16 protein-coding genes are annotated in these 17903 nt (G+C 39.3%); 10 read left to right on the top strand and 6 right to left on the bottom strand.

Annotation, left to right across the window (positions count from 1 at the left end; genetic code table 11):
* Positions 1 to 58: 58 nt before the first annotated feature.
* Together N6H06_RS03790 and N6H06_RS03785 are read right to left on the bottom strand one after the other, a co-directional pair.
* Positions 59 to 1066, bottom strand: a complete 1008-nt coding sequence (locus N6H06_RS03790; RefSeq protein ID WP_062745747.1) for a FecCD family ABC transporter permease — start codon at positions 1064 to 1066, stop codon at positions 59 to 61.
* Positions 1063 to 2013 (bottom strand): ABC transporter substrate-binding protein, encoded by a 951-nt coding sequence (locus N6H06_RS03785; RefSeq protein ID WP_263705664.1) that lies wholly within the window; start codon positions 2011 to 2013, stop codon positions 1063 to 1065. Before N6H06_RS03785 ends, N6H06_RS03790 begins: the two co-directional genes overlap by 4 nt.
* Positions 2014 to 2667: 654 nt before the next feature.
* Here N6H06_RS03785 and N6H06_RS03780 point away from each other — a divergent pair.
* The 7 genes from N6H06_RS03780 to N6H06_RS03750 all read left to right on the top strand — a co-directional run bounded on the left by N6H06_RS03780 (position 2668) and on the right by N6H06_RS03750 (position 9732).
* Positions 2668 to 3552 (top strand): class I SAM-dependent methyltransferase, encoded by an 885-nt coding sequence (locus tag N6H06_RS03780; protein ID WP_062745744.1) that lies wholly within the window; start codon positions 2668 to 2670, stop codon positions 3550 to 3552.
* 19 nt (positions 3553 to 3571) lie between these two features.
* Positions 3572 to 4528, top strand: coding sequence for an asparagine synthetase A (locus N6H06_RS03775; RefSeq protein WP_404830326.1), 957 nt, complete (start codon positions 3572 to 3574; stop codon positions 4526 to 4528).
* A 15-nt stretch (positions 4529 to 4543) separates the two neighbouring features.
* Entirely contained in the window at positions 4544 to 5500 is a 957-nt protein-coding gene (locus N6H06_RS03770) for an LD-carboxypeptidase (protein WP_212954335.1), read from the top strand.
* A 16-nt stretch (positions 5501 to 5516) separates the two neighbouring features.
* Complete coding sequence (locus tag N6H06_RS03765) at positions 5517 to 6794, top strand: ATP-grasp domain-containing protein (RefSeq protein ID WP_263705662.1); 1278 nt, start codon at positions 5517 to 5519, stop codon at positions 6792 to 6794.
* Complete coding sequence (locus N6H06_RS03760; RefSeq protein ID WP_212954337.1) at positions 6781 to 7224, top strand: hypothetical protein; 444 nt, start codon at positions 6781 to 6783, stop codon at positions 7222 to 7224. Before N6H06_RS03765 ends, N6H06_RS03760 begins: the two co-directional genes overlap by 14 nt.
* On the top strand, positions 7194 to 8441 hold the full coding sequence (locus N6H06_RS03755) for a hypothetical protein (protein WP_212954338.1): 1248 nt from the start codon (positions 7194 to 7196) through the stop codon (positions 8439 to 8441). Before N6H06_RS03760 ends, N6H06_RS03755 begins: the two co-directional genes overlap by 31 nt.
* Positions 8442 to 8505: 64 nt before the next feature.
* Positions 8506 to 9732 carry an MDR family MFS transporter gene (locus N6H06_RS03750; RefSeq protein ID WP_062745736.1) on the top strand — a complete coding sequence of 409 codons (1227 nt, stop codon included), beginning with the start codon at positions 8506 to 8508 and terminating at the stop codon, positions 9730 to 9732.
* A 108-nt stretch (positions 9733 to 9840) separates the two neighbouring features.
* On the opposite strand, the gene N6H06_RS03745 is transcribed toward N6H06_RS03750, so the two are convergent.
* Complete coding sequence (locus N6H06_RS03745) at positions 9841 to 10974, bottom strand: zinc-dependent alcohol dehydrogenase (RefSeq protein WP_062745734.1); 1134 nt, start codon at positions 10972 to 10974, stop codon at positions 9841 to 9843.
* Between the two features lie 126 nt (positions 10975 to 11100).
* Here N6H06_RS03745 and N6H06_RS03740 point away from each other — a divergent pair, with 126 nt between their 5' ends.
* On the top strand, positions 11101 to 11886 hold the full coding sequence (locus tag N6H06_RS03740) for a class I SAM-dependent methyltransferase (protein WP_062745733.1): 786 nt from the start codon (positions 11101 to 11103) through the stop codon (positions 11884 to 11886).
* Between the two features lie 38 nt (positions 11887 to 11924).
* Here N6H06_RS03740 and N6H06_RS03735 read toward each other — a convergent pair whose 3' ends face one another.
* Entirely contained in the window at positions 11925 to 12548 is a 624-nt protein-coding gene (locus N6H06_RS03735; protein WP_212954339.1) for a TetR/AcrR family transcriptional regulator, read from the bottom strand.
* Between the two features lie 171 nt (positions 12549 to 12719).
* On the opposite strand from N6H06_RS03735, the gene N6H06_RS03730 reads away from it, so the two are divergent.
* Positions 12720 to 14186, top strand: a complete 1467-nt coding sequence (locus tag N6H06_RS03730) for an MDR family MFS transporter (RefSeq protein WP_062745729.1) — start codon at positions 12720 to 12722, stop codon at positions 14184 to 14186.
* 108 nt (positions 14187 to 14294) lie between these two features.
* On the opposite strand, the gene N6H06_RS03725 is transcribed toward N6H06_RS03730, so the two are convergent.
* A complete protein-coding gene (locus N6H06_RS03725; RefSeq protein WP_263705661.1) occupies positions 14295 to 15527 on the bottom strand; it encodes an MDR family MFS transporter in 1233 nt (410 codons plus the stop codon).
* Positions 15528 to 15874: 347 nt separating this feature from the next.
* Here N6H06_RS03725 and N6H06_RS03720 point away from each other — a divergent pair, with 347 nt between their 5' ends.
* Entirely contained in the window at positions 15875 to 16651 is a 777-nt protein-coding gene (locus N6H06_RS03720) for a 3-hydroxybutyrate dehydrogenase (protein ID WP_212954341.1), read from the top strand.
* Between the two features lie 329 nt (positions 16652 to 16980).
* Here N6H06_RS03720 and N6H06_RS03715 read toward each other — a convergent pair whose 3' ends face one another.
* The gene (locus N6H06_RS03715) at positions 16981 to 17823 is read right to left on the bottom strand and encodes a LysR family transcriptional regulator (RefSeq protein ID WP_062745725.1); all 843 of its coding nucleotides are present in this window, start codon (positions 17821 to 17823) and stop codon (positions 16981 to 16983) included.
* Positions 17824 to 17903: the final 80 nt, after the last annotated feature.

The raw sequence follows: 17903 nt of genomic DNA, 5'->3' as shown, positions 1-17903 counted from the left end.
CTGTCGCTGCCGTTCTGCTTACACGTTTTCTCACCTCCTTTACTAAAAACAACATGCGCTAATGCGTTATTTTGTTGTACTTAAGCAAAATCAGGAAAAACGGCGCTCCAAGACAAGCGAGCAAAATGCCGACAGGAAGCTCGATTGGATCAAACACCGTTCTGGCCACTGTGTCTGTTAAAACAACAAGGGCTGCTCCGCCAATAATCGAAAATGGCAGCAAATAGCGATAATCACTGCCGATAAAAAGACGGACCATATGGGGAACGACAAGGCCGACAAAGCTGAGCAAACCAGCGACACTCACTGCCGCTCCTGCTAAAAAAGCGGCAAGCAAAATAAGCCATAAGCGAAACCGTTCGACTGGTGCCCCAAGCAAACGTGCTGTATCATCACCTAACAACAACAAATTGATCGGCCTAATTGCAAAAATCGATAACAATAATCCTGTTAATGCATAAGGCAGGACAAATTCAACATGAAACCAGCTTCTCCCTTGAAATCCTCCTGCTAGCCAAGGAAGAATCGACTGGACCCTATCACTAAATAAAATAAAAATTCCGCTTTGAATCGCTCCAAAAAAGGCATTCACCGCAATTCCAGCTAAAATAAGCTTCAAAGGAGAAGTGCCTTTTTCCCAGGCAAGTATATAAATCGTCCCCGTTGCTAAAAGCGCACCGACAAAAGCAAATCCAGGAAGCAAATAACCTAACTGCGGCAACGCGACCATGGCGATGCTTGCAGCAAGCCCTCCTCCCGCTGTCACGCCAATGATGCTTGGATCTGCTAGTGGATTTTTCATTAAACCTTGCAAAATCGCGCCAGAGGCAGCTAAGCATGCCCCTGCAAGCGCGGCGACTATGATGCGCGGCAACCTAATATTCGCAATCACCGCTCTGCTTGTTTCCGTGCCTTCTCCTGTTAAAACGGCGCCAATGTCTCCTAACGAAAAGGGCACTGCTCCAAGCATAAGCCCACCGGCCATCGAAACGAGCAAAACCAATGGCAAAGAGATCAAAAGTCCTTTTCTTCTTCTAGCCCGTTTAGCAAGCACTAGCTCGCTCACTGTTCTGCACCGTCTTCTTCTAACAAAGCACGCATATAATCAAGCGCTTCCGTTATGTTTGTGCCAGGATTGGTGCCAAACAAATCAGCAGGCAAAATTTCAAGCTTCCCTTCCTTAACAGCTGGCAACTGTGACCAGCCAGCATGTTGCTCCATTTCCTTAATAAAACTATCCTGGACGTTGGCAGGATCACCATGGGCCATAAATAAAATTCGATCTGGATTTGCTTCCATAATTCGTTCTGGCGAAAGCGCCGCATATTGTGGAAAATCATCCAACTGTGCAAAAGACGCAGCTACGTTTTCCCCGCCTGCGATGTCAAGAATGTCTCCAGCTAGCGAATTTGGAAGCGCTGCTAAATTTGATCCAGGCGCTCCATAAACAAGCAGCACTTTTTCCTTTTTATGTAAAGGGTTGGCAGAGAGCTCTTGCTTTTTTTCTTTAATTGTCGCAATCCATTTCTCTGCTTCTTCCTGCTCTTGCAATGCTTGTCCGATCAACTCGATTTGTTGTTCAATTTCGCTGACAGAATTGGCGCTAGTAAGGAGAACATTGGCGCCCATTCCTTCAATAGCCGGGACATCCTTCTCATTCATTGGGAAACTACCAAGTACTAAATCAGGATTGGCAAATGTTAAACGTTCCATGTCAATTTCATGTGACGACCCTACTTGTGCGGCCTCTTCTGCTTCCGCTACAACAGCAGGCTCTGCGCTCGTCGGCCTCCCAACAACCTCCTTCCCTAAGGCATAAACAATATCCAGCTCACCATTTCCTAATACAGCGATTCGCTCAGGGGGGTGTTCAAAGGAAACCGTTCGCTTCGCGAAATCGGTGACGGAATAAGCCCCTTCCTTACTAGGCTCTTTGTTCTCTGTTTCTGAACTGGCCCCTTGGCAACCTGCAAGCAAAAGAAAAACCGTCAAAGCACATGCTCTTTTGTTCATTTCATTCACACCTTAAAGATAATGAGAATCAGTATCATTTAGCATTCAATTATTATGATAATGAGAATCAATATCAATGTCAATTGATAGTTTCATTGTTTTTCAAGTTTCTTGTTCTTTTTGTTAAAAATTATTTCTCTCTCAGTGCCAATTCCATATTTACTTGATCGTCGACTAGAAATTGAACAATAGAGAAGCCCTTACCCATCCTTCAGCCTGTTGACAAAGTTTCAGCCAAGAGACGCTATTACATCAAAAACAAGCATATTCTTAACAGCACCAACGGCGTAGCGTCAAATAAATTTGCTCTGGGAATTAGTGTGAATCGACGAATGTCTATGGCAGTCAGGACAAACTGTTTGGCCAATGAAAGACGTGTGTCGTCCGAAATTATCGCTGTTAATACGATAAAACCGGCCGCCATACCTAAAAAGAAGGCTTTCATCCCGTATAAATCGGATTACACCAAAGTAAGAATTTGTAAATTATGAATGCCGCAATTATTACATTTAGTCTTATGGATTAAACGACTAGGAAAGCCCTTTCAATAAATTGTTAAGAAAAAATTGTTTTTTATTATTGATTTTTCAGATCGTATGATTTACCATTAATAGCATAAATATTGAAGTTATTGTAAAGGGGTTGTGTGCGTGTATGAGTGAATTAAAAGTTAATTCTTTGGGAATTACAGAGCTAAAAAAAATGAATTACAATCAGTTAATTTCAGTGATAGGAGAAACCAATCGACCACCAGGCGGAATACGGACAGTAATAAATTTCATTAAAAATCTTAATATAAGAAAAAATAACAGGATATTAGAGATAGGGACTTCTACCGGCTTTACTGCTATAGAATTAGCCAAACTAACCAATTGCAAGATTACAGCAATTGACATCAATGAGGATAGTTTAGCTATTGCAAAGAAAAATGCAGTAGCTTATGGCGTGGAAAATAATATTACATTTTTGAAGGCCGATGCGACAGATCTGCCTTTTGAAGATGAAGAATTCGACTTTATTTTTGCAGGGAATATTATCTCTTATATTCCACAAAGAGAGAAAGCATTGTTTGAATATAAAAGAGTCTTAACAAATAATGGTGTATTATTTGTTACCCCTATGTATTATATAGAAACCCCATCGGATAGATTAATAAGTCAAATTCGAGATTCACTCAAAATGGATATTCGTATTGATTTTGAGGACTATTGGGACTCCTTCTATAATATTGAAGGTCTAGATATATTTTTGACTGAAAGCTATAAATTTGATTATAAAACTGACAAACAAATTAGCGACTATGTAAATGACATCCTTAAAACAAATAGGGAATTAATTGACGCAAGGATCTCTGACCAAGAAACTAAAGATTATTTTAAGAAGATTTATAAAAGCTATATATATTTGTACCGAGACAATCTCTTTAAAATGGCTTATAAAGAGATCTATGCAAGGAAGAGTAATTTTTCCTTTGATAGAGAATTATTTACATCGACGAAGTTCATGAAAGGAATGAATAATTATGGCTCTAGATACTAAGAATAGGTGGTCAGCAGTTTTGGGATCTGATTGGTACCATAGTATGTTCAATCTTTATTCAGATATTATGAAATATACGAATGAATTCTATAATAAAAAGAATTTCTCGTTAGCGGCATTACCTATAACAACCAATAGCATTTCCAGTCCAATGGGTTTAGGATCTGATTCCTTACCAGTAAAGATTGATTTGTTAGGTCAAGAAACATATTTAGCTGATTCAATGCAATTTCTTTTGGAGTATACATTAAGGTTTAATAATAATGGGGTTTATTATGTAATGCCGTCATTCCGAGGAGAAGAGTCAGATGAAAGACATTTGAATCAATTTTACCATTCTGAAGTGGAAATAGTTGGTGATTTTAATGACATTATAAACCTAGGAGAAGAGTATATAAAATTTATAACAAAGCCAATTTTGGAAAGCGATTACTTTATTAAATTAAATATAGAAAAGGAGAAGTTGGAAAGTATAAAAAATATAATAGAAATGAAGCAGTTTCCTAGGGTGCATTTTAGCAGTGCAGTAGATATTTTAAACTCGGAATTGCCTGAGGGTGTCGAGAGAAAAAATGGCATTACTACAATCAACTCCAAGGGAGAAAAGCACCTGATCGCCCGTTACAATGGTGCTGTTTGGCTAACCCATTTGGAGCATAAAAGCGTTCCATTTTATCAGCAGTATGATACGGATGACTCTAAATATGCTTTAGCTGCCGATCTGTTGCTAGGTATGGGAGAAACACTGGGGTGTGGGGAGCGTGCAGATTATTATTCAGTCCAAAAGTCTTTAAGGGAACATGAAGTCAGTGAACAAGATTATAAATGGTATATTGCAATGAAGCGAGATTTTCCTCTCCAGACTAGTGGTTTTGGTATGGGGATTGAGCGGTATATAGCATGGATAACAGGGCATCATGATATTCGTGATATCCCTGTTGTCTATAGAGATAAAGATGTCCAAATTGATCCGTAAAAAGGAGGAGCAGGAATGAAAGCTTACCTCTGGGCACCTTCTAACAATGGAAGAGATTTGAGCGACGAAAGTAAAAAACGAGGGATTAAACGACTTGAGAAAATGGGATATGACATAATTATTGACCCTAACATTGATGAAGACTATTTACAATTGGGTATCAATAAGCCCTCCAATATTGTAAAATTTTTTTCATCTTTTATCAAGAGCTATGAGCCCGCAATTTTGATCCCTTTTTACGGAGGGCTAACAAGTAATTTACATTTAGAAATGATATCGAATGAAGTAAATAATAAAGAAGGAAAAATAGTTTGTGGGAAAAGTGATTTGACGAGCCTACTTAACAGTATTTATTCTAAGTACGCGTTAATTTCTATTTACGGAATAGACTTATCCCACATAAGTAATCCCAATTTATGTGAAACGGACCTCGATATCATTAAAAAAGCTCTTAATAAAGAAGAGTTCGAGTTCAATTGCCCAGAGGTATACAATGATGGTTATTGGTATATTGGAAAAAGAGATAATCATAAACATGCCACTTGGAGTTATTTAAATGATATAAAAAGGGAAAAAGGCCAAATTTCAGGTTATGTTGTAGGTGGAAATCTAGAGAGTCTATGTACAACAATAGGTACAGAATTTGCAATGGATTTCACTGATAAACTAGTAGTTATCGAAAGTGTTCCAAATGTCTCGCCAAAAAGATTTTTAATGAATTTTAAACATTTGATTATGGGAAGCAATTTATTAGCTGCTAAGGCTTTATTAATAGGAAAATTCGGCCAAGATTCTATACTTAATAAAAAACATATTTTGAAAAATTTGTTAGTAAATGAATTTAATATTACAAATATCCCGATATTATGTAATATCGATTTTTCGCACACTGAACCGTCCTTCCCTTTCTATATAGGGGGCCATTTGACAATCGATATTAAGTTTCAAAAAATGAAAGTATCATATAAATAATGGGAGTTGATCGCAGATGAAGAGATTGGCATTATTATTACATCATGGAGGTACTGCACCAGATTTAATATATCCAAGCTTACAAAAGTTAGATAATGTTGATATAGTAACGTTTTATATTAAATCTCCTAATAACGAAAGTCTTAATCATGTATACGATCAAGTGATAGGCACAATAGGAATTGGAATTGAATGTAAAAATGATGAAGATATGATCAAGAAAGTAGTGGACTTTAATAAAAATAAAAAAATCGATGGAGTTTTGACTTTTGCGGAAATGCTATTAAAAGTAGTTAGTGAAATATGTAGCTCTATTGGTATTGATTATATGGATGACAAAACAATAGACCGTGTACAAAACAAAGCTCTACAGAGAAAAAGATTAGAGGAAAAAGGTATTCCAATCCCACGTTTCTATGAAGTGGAAAGTGACAAAGACTTAGAAATGGCATCAGAGAAAATTGGATTCCCCAGTTTGCTCAAACCAAATTTTGGAGGAGGGGGATATGGCATTTTTGAAGTTCAAAACTATGATGAATTAGTATCGAAATATAAAGAACACCTTGCGAAATACGAAAATATAATTGTAGAAGGCAAACAGAGCACATTTAACCTAGAAGAAAAGATGATTGGAGAGAATTGGCACGAAAAAGAAGGTCTTGCTGATTATGCCAGTGTAGAAAGCATTGTGATCAATAATGAAGTATTTAACCTGGCCGTTACTGACAGAACTCATTTAAATAAACCTTTCAGAGAATCTGGTTACATTACTCCAACCTCTTTAAATGAAAAATATATAAAAGAACTCTACAAGATTACTGAAGATGCTCTTACTGCATTAGAGCTTAATAATATTATGACACATACAGAAATAAAGTTTACCAAAGAAGGCCCGAAAATAATTGAAGTAAATGCCAGGCCAGGAGGAACAACTCCATTTAGAATAAATAATGCTTCTAATGGAGAATACGATCTGTTTTATCAATTAGCAAAGCTATCTTTGGGGGAAAATGTGCAAACTAATGTGGACTTTCAAAAATTTGCTGCTTCAAAAGTAAGTTTGTGTCCTGAAGGAGAATGGTGTATTAAAGAAATTGATTTCTCCGAACTAGAAAATATTGAGTCCTTGGATTTAAAAATCCCAATAGCTACGGAAGGTCAAATTGTCTCCTCATACCGTGGCATAGAAGATTTACTGGGGTTGTACTATCTCTCTAATAACGATAATGATCGTCTTATTAAGGATATGTATCTTATTGATAAGAAGTTGATTGTTAAATATGAACCAGCTTAATAAATGGAAAGCGGATGAGCTTATAGGAGCGATAAATATTCCTAAACCCGTATATTTATTATCTGATGTTTTTGTTATTCCAGATAATAAATCCTCCCAAAAATATCACAACTTTTACAGCAAAAGTACAATTAATAGGGGTAAAAAGTATTACTTAAGAAGTTTTGGCGGAAATTTCTGCCAAACCCCTATTTCTTTATTTAAAACGGTTGACCAGGCGTCCGTCTATTCAATCGGTCCAGGTCTTTATGGAGAGAAAGAAGAGACTGTAATTCTAATTGAGTCTTTTACTAAAGCCTCTTCAAATGTCTTTGACGTTAAACAAATTGTTAAAGAGCTTAAAAGCCCATCGTTTGTGAAGAATTACGAGATCAATGTTGTAGATAGGTGGGACAATAGATGGTTGAATATCTCAATAGTAGTAAAATGATTCATTACCTTGAAGAGTCAGGTTTTTTATTCCCTGGTGGTTACGGGAAAGGACTCCCTGTGTATTCAAGTGTTGGTTTAGGTGTAATCAATCAATTTATAGATACTTTTAGGAATGAATTAAAACGAAGCAATATAAAAGATGTATTAGAATTAAAGCATAAAACGTTGATTGAGAAAAATGCATTTATAAATGCATATAAAGGAATCAATGATTATACGGATGAAGTAGTTGAATATAATGGACATTTAATACTATCAGATATATTGATTGAGTCAGTTGCCAAATTAAATAATACACATGGGAGTAAAGGTGGTTCTGTTCTTTCAGTATCGAGTGTGTTTAGAGATAAAAATGATAAGCTTATCCCCCTCTTTAAGGATAAAAATATTTTTCCGGTTGTACAAATTGATCAAATTATCCAAGAAGAAGACTTCTATGATAATGTCGACGAACTGAAACGAATATTCAAAAATTTTTTTCGGAAAATCGGAATAAAAGTGGCTTTTTTGGAAGCTAAAGAAGTTCCAAAATATGCAGATTATGAGTTGTATTTCATTACCCATCATAATGGTAAATTGACAAAGTTAGGTATGGTCTATGCTTTATCGAAACAATTTAAGAGGAATCTAAAAATTGATGAAAGGTTCAACTTCTTTGATTCCGGTTTTTCTGGGAAAGCATTATATAAATCTTTGGAACTATCATCAAGTTGTAGTGGAGAGTTTTTAATACATCCCAACATTGCCAATGTAGACCTTTTAATCGCAAAATCACCAAAGTTGAAGACTGACAAGGGAATTATTGCTCGACTTACAGAAGAGGGTTTTAATGTCCGGGAATTGTCTGATACAAAAAAATCATACAAAATATGGAGAAAAAGTGGTGTTCTACATTATATTTTAATACATGATCACTTTACTTTATTTACAAAAAATACAAACGAAGAAATAAAAGAGGAATTTTTCCGGAATACAAATGATCTAATCAATAAAGTTATAGAAGAAAAATCTAAAACATGTTTAGAAATTTATAATAAAAGCGAAAGTCTTTTAGAAACAATAAAAGAGAATTATACCGAAAGCGTCTGTAATGCCTGCTATAAAAAAGAGTTTTATGGATATTATATTGAAGATAAGGAGTACAGCTGTAATGTATGCGGGGATAAAATAACGAAAAGAATATTAAATTTAGACCCAAATAAAAGGTTTTACTAGCCGGTAAAAATAAATATTATGCTAAACTATTCGAATAGATCAATGATTGCTTAAGGGGATAAAGATGAGTAGTTTTCGAGAGCTCCATGTCAACATAAAAGTCAGGATAATACACAATTTCATTAGCCGATTTGTTGGAAGTATGATACTTCCATTTATGGCTATTTACTTATCTGTTCATTTCGGAGCCACGCTTGCCGGAGTTTTATTACTATTCAGTGTAGTAGTTGGTTTTCTTGTCAGCTTAATTAGCGGTTACTTTTCTGACTATTATGGACGCCGAAAGATTATCGTTGCATCTGAAGGCATTCGCTTTTTATCCTTTGTCGTTATGGCTATTTGTAATTCACCCTTAATTACAGCGCCATTAATAACGTTTATTATGATGTTAGTAAATACGCTATGTACCGGTTTATCCATTCCAGCAAATGATGCAATGTTAATTGACGTTAGTACAAAAAAGCAACGTAAGTTTATGTATACAATAATCTATTGGAGTGGAAATCTTTCAGTTGCAATAGGAGGAGTTCTAGGAGCTTTTTTATTTTCTAATTATTTATTTCAGTTATTTGTTGTGCTTTCTATCCTATCTTTTCTAATAACGCTTTTGGTTGGTCTTTTTATTAAAGAAAGTTACACTCCAAATAATGAAAGAATTGCAGCACGAAAACACATAGTAGGATTATTAAAAAATTATAATTTTGTAGTGAAGGACAAAACGTTTATTTTATTTATGATAGCTAGTGTGCTCATTTTTTCTGCGGAATTCCATCTTGTTAATTATATTTCTATAAGGTTAGCCGAATCAATGCCTATACATGAAGTGTTAGGCTGGGACATTAATGGAGTTCAAGCAATTGGTATATTAAAAAGTGAAAATACACTACTGGTATTGATTTTAATGTTATTTGTAAATAAATTAGTATTTAAATTTAATAATAAAAAAGTATTGCTGTTAAGTGCGCTTGTATTTGCGACCAGCTATAGCTTAATGCCAATCACTGATAGCCTCTATGTCTTAATGCTATTAATGTTTGTAGCTACCATTGGTGAAGTTCTGTTTGGCCCTTTAGAGCAAACATACTTTGCTTCAATGGCCCCAGATGAACATAGAAGTTCTTATATGGCTTTTAACGCATTAAAAGGTGATTTAGCATTATTAATTGCCTCATTAACAGTTATTATAGGTTCCATACTCCCTCCTATCGTAATAGCTATTATCATTTTTCTGACCGGGTTAACTGCGGTGTTATTATATAATATGGTCATATCTAGTTCAGTTGAAGATTAAAAATGCGCTAACAGCCACCAAGGAACTGTACTGCGGCCGCAAGTACAGTTCCTTGCGCATAAAAACCATTGTTCATGAATCTCTGTATTATTTTACCCTCCCTATTTGTTAAGGTTTCAAAATCACTTTGATACAGTCATCTTTCTTATTGTTAAATAGATCGTACCCTTTTGGCGCATCACTTAGAGCAAGTTTATGGGTAATAATGCTTGTTGGATTAATCGTGCCTTCGCGGATTTGTTCATACAGCGTCTCCATATAGGCGCGTGCAGGTGCCTGTCCCATTTTTAAAGTGACATTGCGGCTAAAGAAAGCGCCTAAAGGAAAGAGGTTATAATTGCCACCGTACACGCCAGTCAATTGGACGATGCCGCATTTCTTGACGGCCTTAGTGGCGATTTGGATCGGCCCTAATGTCCCGCCTTGTAATTTTAGTTTTTGTTCCACCATTTCTAATGGGGACTTCTTTCCGTCCATACCAACACAATCAATGACGACATCTGCCCCACCTTTTGTCAGTTCTTTTAATGTTTCGCCTGTGTCTTTGTCTTTTGTAAAATCAAATGTTTCCGTGTGATTCATTTGCCTTGCCTTTTCGAGCCGATAATCAAAGTAATCGACAGCAATGACCCGTTCCGCCCCTTGTTGCCAGGCAAATGCTTGTGCCATCAAGCCGACTGGCCCGCAGCCAAGCACAATGACTGTATCGCCCTTCTTTACGCCTGCATGGACGACGCTCCAATAAGCAGTTGGAAGAACATCAGATAAAAACAGCAACTGCTCGTCCTCTAATTCGCAATCGTCTGGCAAGCGAAATGGCGTGTAATTGCCAAAAGGGACACGCAAGTATTCTGCTTGTCCGCCTGGATAATCGCCGAATTTTTCCGAGTAGCCAAAAAAACCTCCAGAATCGTAATGAGGATTTGAGCGGTCGCACTGGCTTTCTTGGTGTGCTTGGCAATAGGGACAATGGCCACATGCCACTGTAAACGGGATCACAACTCGGTCTCCCTTTTTGACTTTTGTTACCTCTGGCCCTATTTCTTCAACAATGCCCATTGGTTCGTGTCCGATAACAAACCCTTTTGGCGTATACATATTGCCCTGATACAAGTGCAAATCCGAACCGCAAATCGCTGTTGACGTAATGCGGACAATGACGTCTTCTGGATCTTGGATTTCCGGTGCTTTTATATTCGATACTTCCACGTGATTCATTCCCTGGTACGTGACAGCTTTCATTAATAAGCCTCCTTTAAAGGATAGTTTGTCAAAGCTTATTGATGCTATTCATCCCTCGCCATTCTCAAGACAATGCTTTTTCCTGTCTTGCTTTTTCGTTATAATCAAGGAAAGGAGAATGCTCATATGAACAAACGATCCTATTTCGAAGACCACTGGAACTCCACTTTGTACGATGATCGCCATGCATTTGTCTCAAAATTCGGAAACCACCTTCTTGAATTATTGAAGCCAAGGAAAACGGAATCTATACTTGACCTCGGTGCAGGAACCGGCGATTTGGCTAACGAGTTGGCCAAACTTGGAGTGGACGTCACAGGCGTTGACCAATCATCCAGTATGGTTGCTAAGGCCCGTTCAAAATATCCGCACCTTTCATTTGACGTGGCCGATGCCACGAACCTGCCGTTCACTGAAACGTTCGATGCCGTCTTTTCCAATGCAGTCTTGCACTGGGTATTAGATGCGGAAGCTGCATTAAAAAGCATATGGAGGGTACTAAAACCAGGGGGGCGTTTTGTCGCCGAATTCGGCGGTAAAGGGAACGTCGAAACGATCACAACGGAATTGATTGCTCAAATCAAGCAAGCAGGCTATCCGTACTCTATCAAGCAATTCCCTTGGTATTTCCCTTCCATTGGGGAATATGCTTCGTTAATGGAGAAAACAGGATTTTCCGTTTCATTGGCTCAGCTTTATGAACGGCCAACCCCACTAGAAGGAGAAGACGGCTTCCGCAATTGGCTTGACATGTTTGCAAGGCCGTTCTTTAACGAAATCGATGAACAGGACAAGCAAGGAATTATTGCCAAAACAGAAATCGCCCTTCAACCAGTTCTGATGGAAGAAGGGCAGTGGATCGCCGATTACAAACGGCTTGTGGTGATTGGCTACAAAATACCTATAAAATAGCAAAAAACAATCCGCTGGCGATTCGGCGGATTGTTTCCTTAAATCCATTCCTCAAGCAAGGGCATCATTAGCCGGTCCACAATCCGCTCTATATAGGAACGGTCAAACGGTTTGCGGATAATCCAAGCCCGGTACATCATTAAGGCAGGGCCGACATCGGAAAGCAAGTCCAAATCTTTTGTTGCAAGCTGGTGGCCTTCCTTTAGAAATGGAGAAATAACCGCTTCCATTGCGGAGCGATGAAGACTATTAAAATGGTTATGCAGCCCTTGTTCTAAGTCACTGTGATTGGCAAGGGCTGAGCCAATTTGCGCCATAGCCTGTTGATGGGTTTCATGCTCATTTTGGAACGTGATCGACAGCAAATCAATTAACTGCTCCCGTAGCCCTTTGCTTTTGTCCAATTGTTCTAATAATGTCTCATACGGGCTCATGAACGAAGCAGCGTCAATGACAAGCTCAACTTTTGAGCACCAACGCCGGTAAATTGTCGCTTTTCCTACTTTGGCCCGTTGGGCGATTGCTTCAATGGTGAGGGCGTCAAACCCATGCTGCGCCAGCAAGTCGAGTGTAGCTTCTAAGATTGCTTTATTCAACGAAAGGTCAAGGGGGCGACCGCGCTTCCCTTCCTCTTTTTGTTGTTGCTCCCCGTTTTGCTGCATGAACGCTTCCGCCTTTCCTCAAGTCTCCTAACAATCCCTTACATTTCATCATACCATTTCCTAATTTTGCGAGCAAATACGATTCTATTGCGTTTCGTAATTAGAGGTGGTAAGATAACTTAGCTGAACGCACGCGTTTCGTATTTTTTATAAGGAAGGAGAATCTCCAAAATGGCTCACGTTTCACAAGAACAATCGGCAGCAGCGACGACGGAAGCCGTACAAGTCAAAGTGCTGCCTTTACTTGCTGTATTATTATCTGGGGCGTTTGTCGCTATCTTAAGCGAAACCATTTTAAATGTTGCCTTAAACGCTATTATGAGCGATTTTGGTGTAGCTTCCAGTACAGCCCAATGGCTTGTTACTGGCTATATGTTAGTAATAGGCACATTAATCCCTATCTCTGCGTATTTCATGCAACGTTTTACGACGCGGCAGTTGTTTATTACAGCGATGTCGCTGTTTACACTCGGTACATTAATATCTGGATTTAGCCCAATGTTTGCGATGTTGCTTGTAGGCCGGTTGACACAGGCTGTCGGAACAGCGCTCATGATCCCGCTGCTCACGAACGTCATTTTAGCGGTTATTCCAATTGAGCGCCGGGGCGCTGCAATGGGAATGGTCGGACTTGTCCTTATGTTTGCCCCAGCAATTGGGCCGACTGTGTCTGGGATCATTGTCGATAGCCTTTCATGGCGTTGGCTTTTTTATATTATTACGCCCATTTCATTATTGTCCTTGTTATTTGGCGTAAAAGTTTTGCGAAACATCGCAGAGACATCGCGGCCAAAACTTGATGTTGTTTCGTTTATCCTTTCGACACTCGGTTTTGGTGGGATTGTTTTTGGCTTTAGTGCGGCAGGCAAAGGGGACGCCTCTTTTACAGACCCCCTCGTCTATTCCACTCTCCTAATTGGTTTTGCGAGCCTCTGCATTTTTGGCTGGCGCCAACTGAAACTGGAAACGCCGCTGTTAGACATTCGTGTTTTCCGCTACCCGATGTTTCTAATTGGCCTTATTCTCGTTATGCTCGTCATGATGACAATGTTTGCAATGATGCTCATTATGCCTATTTATATGCAAGGGGCATTGTTATTTACCGCTGTTACAGCCGGGCTTATTATGCTCCCAGGCGGGCTTCTCAATGGTGCCCTATCTCCAGTAATGGGACGGCTTTTTGACAAATTTGGTCCGCGGCCGCTGTTAATTCCAGGCACCATTATCCTTGCTGCGATTGTGTTCAGCTACCGCTATACAACACCTGGTGTGCCAATTTGGCTCGTCATTGTCCAACTGGCGATTCTGATGGTTGCTGTCGCTATGATAATGATGCCTACCAATACGAACGGGCTTAACCAACTACCGGCAAGGCTTTATCCTCATGGCACAGCGATTATGAACACGCTTATGCAAGTCGCTGGTGCGATCGGCGCAGCTTTGTTTATTTCTGTCATGGAAAACGGTCAACAGCGTTATTTGGCTAATTTAGGCATTAGCGAGCCAACTGCGGAACAAACAGTCGAGGCGCTCATATACGGTTCCCAGCAAAGCTTTTCCACTGGTTTCTTTTTTGCTTGTGCAGCCGTTGTCCTTTCATTTTTTATCAAGCGCAGCAAACAAACACAAACCGACTAAAAAACGTGCATCCCTTTGCGAAAAGGGTGCACGTTTTTTTCGGTTCACTCCCGTATTATCAGACCTTCGCGAAGCATATATAAAAACGAAATCACTCAACCGCTGCGTTCATGATTTTTGGGGAATAATCCGAAACAAGTTGATATACAATGCTGCGCTTGCGAGTGAACAAACGAGCATGAAAGCAAATATCCATAGCGGAGCCACCCATGTAGCAAATAGGATCGTAAGTGGGGCTAGCATTCGTCCAACTGTATATTGTAAATTGGAAGCGCCAATGTACATCGCCCTTGATTCAATAGGTGCATAACGACTTACGAAACTATCAGAAATCGGCGCCCGCAATAGTTCACCAACTGTAAAGACAACGGTCAATAATAACAATGGCCAAATCGTCGATACGAAACCGAGTGCAAACATGCCGATACCTGAAAGCAAGCAGGAGAAGACAAACATATCTCGTTCCTTCCGCTTTTTTGTCCAATTGGCAAGAGGAAAAACGAGCATGACAAACAGCAGGCCATTTAAGGCTAGCATCCAACCTAGAATGGTCTCGCCTGTCAGCAGCATACTGCTTAACCCGAAAAATTCGAAGCCCTGGTCTGGTATTTCCGTCACAATGTAATAGGCCAAATACAAGTCTAGTTGCATGATTGTCATCACCGAGAAAACACCAGCAATAACAAAACGGGCAAACACTCGATCGCCAAACATATGCCTGTATCCAGCGCAAGCATGCTTCACCCCGGCTATAATCGAAACTTGTTTTTCTTTTGTGCTTGTTGGTTTTGTTTCGTTAACAAACAAAATCATGCATAATAGATAAAGCAGTAATACACTTGCGGTTGTCCATAGCAGTATCGGGCGAAATTGAAAAAAAAGAAAAGCACCCATTACTGGACCGAGGACAGCACCAATATTGTTCGTTGTGGCAAATAGCGCAAATACGTCGCGCCTCTCCTCTTCAGGAACAACATCAGCCACCATCGCCAGACTTGGTGCCCGGTATAGAGCGCTTCCAAGTGCAATACCAATAAAGGCAGCATAATCAACCCAAGGGGAAAATGAACAAGCAAAGAAGACAAACATCACTGCTTGTGTGGCGCCCCCTACTATTAGGATAGGACGACGCCCGTAATGGTCGGCCAAATTTCCACTTGCCAAATTTTCGATCATGCTGACAAAAGGCGGAAGCATCATGAATACTCCGGCAACTTCACTGCCCAATGTCATGCTAAAATAAAGAGCAATAAACGGAAAATACATCCAATAACAGATGTTAAACAGCCCTTCACCCACTAAACGAACTTTTAGATTCCGATCAAGGCGTTTCCAATACACGCAACGATCCTCTTTTCACTGTATTCCTGGCCAGGTGCCTTTTATTTTATGAAGTAGGAGAATAAAAATATAGACTTATATTCAGAAATATTTTATACTAATAATAAGAAAATAAAGGGAGCTATTTTTCTTTTTAGATGCTGCATTAAACGAACGTACGTTTCGGCACTTTGATAAAAATAAAGTGTTTTTTTTATGCCTATAAACGAAGACTCCCTTCTTTCAGTCTATTGGCCATTGCTAAAGCATTCGACAAACACGTTTGACTTTTTAGGCCCCTTTTGTGTTTTCAATCTTTCGACTGTTTTTTAAAGTAGAATAGTGAATCACCACATATTGGAGGTTTTATGATGAAAGGAACGGTTGTACTGATTACTGGAGCAGCAAGCGGGATCGGCTACCATTTGGCTGAACGTTTTGCCGCTGAGGGAGCGAGCGTTATGGTTGCCGATGTGCATGCTGACAGCTTGCACAAAGCGACATTGGCGCTGACGGAAAAAGGCTACGTTGCAGAAGGCATACAAACAGATGTTACGAATGAGAACGAAGTAAAAGCGATGGTTCAAAAAACAGTTGCTTGTTTTGGGCGAATTGATGTGCTCATTAACAACGCAGGCATGCAACATGTATCACCAATTGAAGACTTTCCAACAGAGACATACAAGCTCCTCGTTGACATTATGCTTGTTGGCCCATTTATGGCGATTAAACACGTCATGCCCATTATGAGGAAGCAACAGTTTGGCCGGATTATCAACATGTCTTCCATTAATGGCTTAATTGGCTTTTCTGGTAAAGCGGCTTATAACAGCGCGAAACACGGCATTATCGGCCTGTCGAAAGTCGCTGCCCTCGAAACTGCTGAAGACGGGATAACCGTTAACTGTATTGCCCCAGGATATATTGACACCCCCCTAGTCCGCAATCAAATGGAAGATTTGGCGAAGTCCCGACAAGTACCGGTAGAAAAAGTGCTAGATGATGTTATTTATCCACTTGTTCCACAAAAACGCTTGATTACTGTGGAAGAAGTCGCTAGTTTGGCGATATACCTCTCTTCTCCTGAAGCAAAAGGCATTACAGGGCAAACACTCGTTGTAGACGGTGGCTATACCGTACAATAAAAAACTGTGTGTTGATAAATCACATAGTACGATTATGGCAACCCTTTTTGGCGCCATGTTCTTTTCCACAACATTGTCCACAGAGCATATGAATTATCCACATGAACCATCAACATATACACATATACAACATTTTTATCCACTATTCATCTATATTTATGAACAAACGTCGATGCTTTATCCACAAACCGTTTGTGCACTTGTTTTCCGACATGGAGCCATTGTTATGCTCCATGTATGATTTATTAAAGAAAGATCGATATTCTCAGGGAAACTAGAAATGGTGGCAGACCAAAAGTGGGATGAAGGACTAGAAAAGGTTCATCCTTTTAGGTTTCCAAGAATTGCAGAAATGCGAGATAAGCTTTGTCAAGATACGTATCCTTTCGATGAATAAAGAAAAGATCAATCATTTGATTGGGTTCAGGTAAAGAATGTATCGTTATATCCTTTCCCGCAAGCTGTTTCAATACTAATGACTTTGGGATAATGGCAATTCCTAGGCCTGCTTGAACACAATGAATGATCGACTCAAGCGTGCCAAATTCGATGATATGATCAGGACGATACCCTTGTGTTTCCAGCCATTGATCAAGTTTACTCTTATAAGGACAACGTGGCCGCGTTAGGACGTTTCGTGTACTCCATTCAGACAACTCTGTTGATTTCGATACAATGACAAGTTCCTCTTGAAAGACTGGAATCGTCCGAAGCTGGTGATCATGAATGGGGCCCAGCACAAATGCCCCATCGAGTTTGTACTCAAGTACATCGGTGATGAGTTCATGTGTTAAGGCAACGCGTAACGATAGTTCGACTTTAGGGTATTGCTTATTGTATGTCACTAATAACTGTGGCAGTCGTGTCGCTGCTGTTGTTTCGTTTGTTCCTAACGATAGTGAACCATTCGGTTCGTCAGAATCCTGAACCATTTTCTCGGTTTCGTTGATGAGCAATAAGATTTGTTCTGCTTTTTTCAACAAAATCCGCCCTTTACCAGTTAAACTTACTCCTCGTGGATGACGATAAAACAGCTTTGTCCCTAATGTATCCTCAAGCTTTTTTATTCTTGCTGTTACATTTGATTGAACATAGTTAAGCTGCTCCGCAGTCTTCGTAATATTTTTTTGTTGGGCTAATGTTTTAAATATAAGCAGGTCCTTGATATCCACCTTTACCGCTCCTTTGTTTTAACCATCTTATTCGCCTATTCAGTATCACTGAAAATGATCGATACATTTAAATGTATTCA

Origin of the sequence: Shouchella tritolerans, from assembly GCF_025770735.1 — a bacterium.
In the GTDB taxonomy this organism is placed as follows: Bacteria; Bacillota; Bacilli; order Bacillales; family Bacillaceae_D; genus Shouchella; species Shouchella tritolerans.
Note: the sequence above shows the minus strand (reverse complement) of the source record. Positions and strands in the feature narration are given on the sequence as shown.

Excerpts from the sequence above, each read along its gene's own strand:
- N6H06_RS03780 (WP_062745744.1), top strand. The coding sequence starts at position 2,668 with ATGAGTGAATTAAAAGTTAATTCTTTGGGAATTACAGAGCTAAAAAAA.
- N6H06_RS03735 (WP_212954339.1), bottom strand. The coding sequence starts at position 12,548 with ATGCAGCAAAACGGGGAGCAACAACAAAAAGAGGAAGGGAAGCGCGGT.
- N6H06_RS03730 (WP_062745729.1), top strand. The coding sequence starts at position 12,720 with ATGGCTCACGTTTCACAAGAACAATCGGCAGCAGCGACGACGGAAGCC.
- N6H06_RS03765 (WP_263705662.1), top strand. The coding sequence starts at position 5,517 with ATGAAGAGATTGGCATTATTATTACATCATGGAGGTACTGCACCAGAT.
- N6H06_RS03785 (WP_263705664.1), bottom strand. The coding sequence starts at position 2,013 with ATGAACAAAAGAGCATGTGCTTTGACGGTTTTTCTTTTGCTTGCAGGT.
- N6H06_RS03740 (WP_062745733.1), top strand. The coding sequence starts at position 11,101 with ATGAACAAACGATCCTATTTCGAAGACCACTGGAACTCCACTTTGTAC.
- N6H06_RS03750 (WP_062745736.1), top strand. The coding sequence starts at position 8,506 with ATGAGTAGTTTTCGAGAGCTCCATGTCAACATAAAAGTCAGGATAATA.
- N6H06_RS03745 (WP_062745734.1), bottom strand. The coding sequence starts at position 10,974 with ATGAAAGCTGTCACGTACCAGGGAATGAATCACGTGGAAGTATCGAAT.
- N6H06_RS03770 (WP_212954335.1), top strand. The coding sequence starts at position 4,544 with ATGAAAGCTTACCTCTGGGCACCTTCTAACAATGGAAGAGATTTGAGC.
- N6H06_RS03720 (WP_212954341.1), top strand. The coding sequence starts at position 15,875 with ATGATGAAAGGAACGGTTGTACTGATTACTGGAGCAGCAAGCGGGATC.
- N6H06_RS03755 (WP_212954338.1), top strand. The coding sequence starts at position 7,194 with ATGGTTGAATATCTCAATAGTAGTAAAATGATTCATTACCTTGAAGAG.
- N6H06_RS03760 (WP_212954337.1), top strand. The coding sequence starts at position 6,781 with ATGAACCAGCTTAATAAATGGAAAGCGGATGAGCTTATAGGAGCGATA.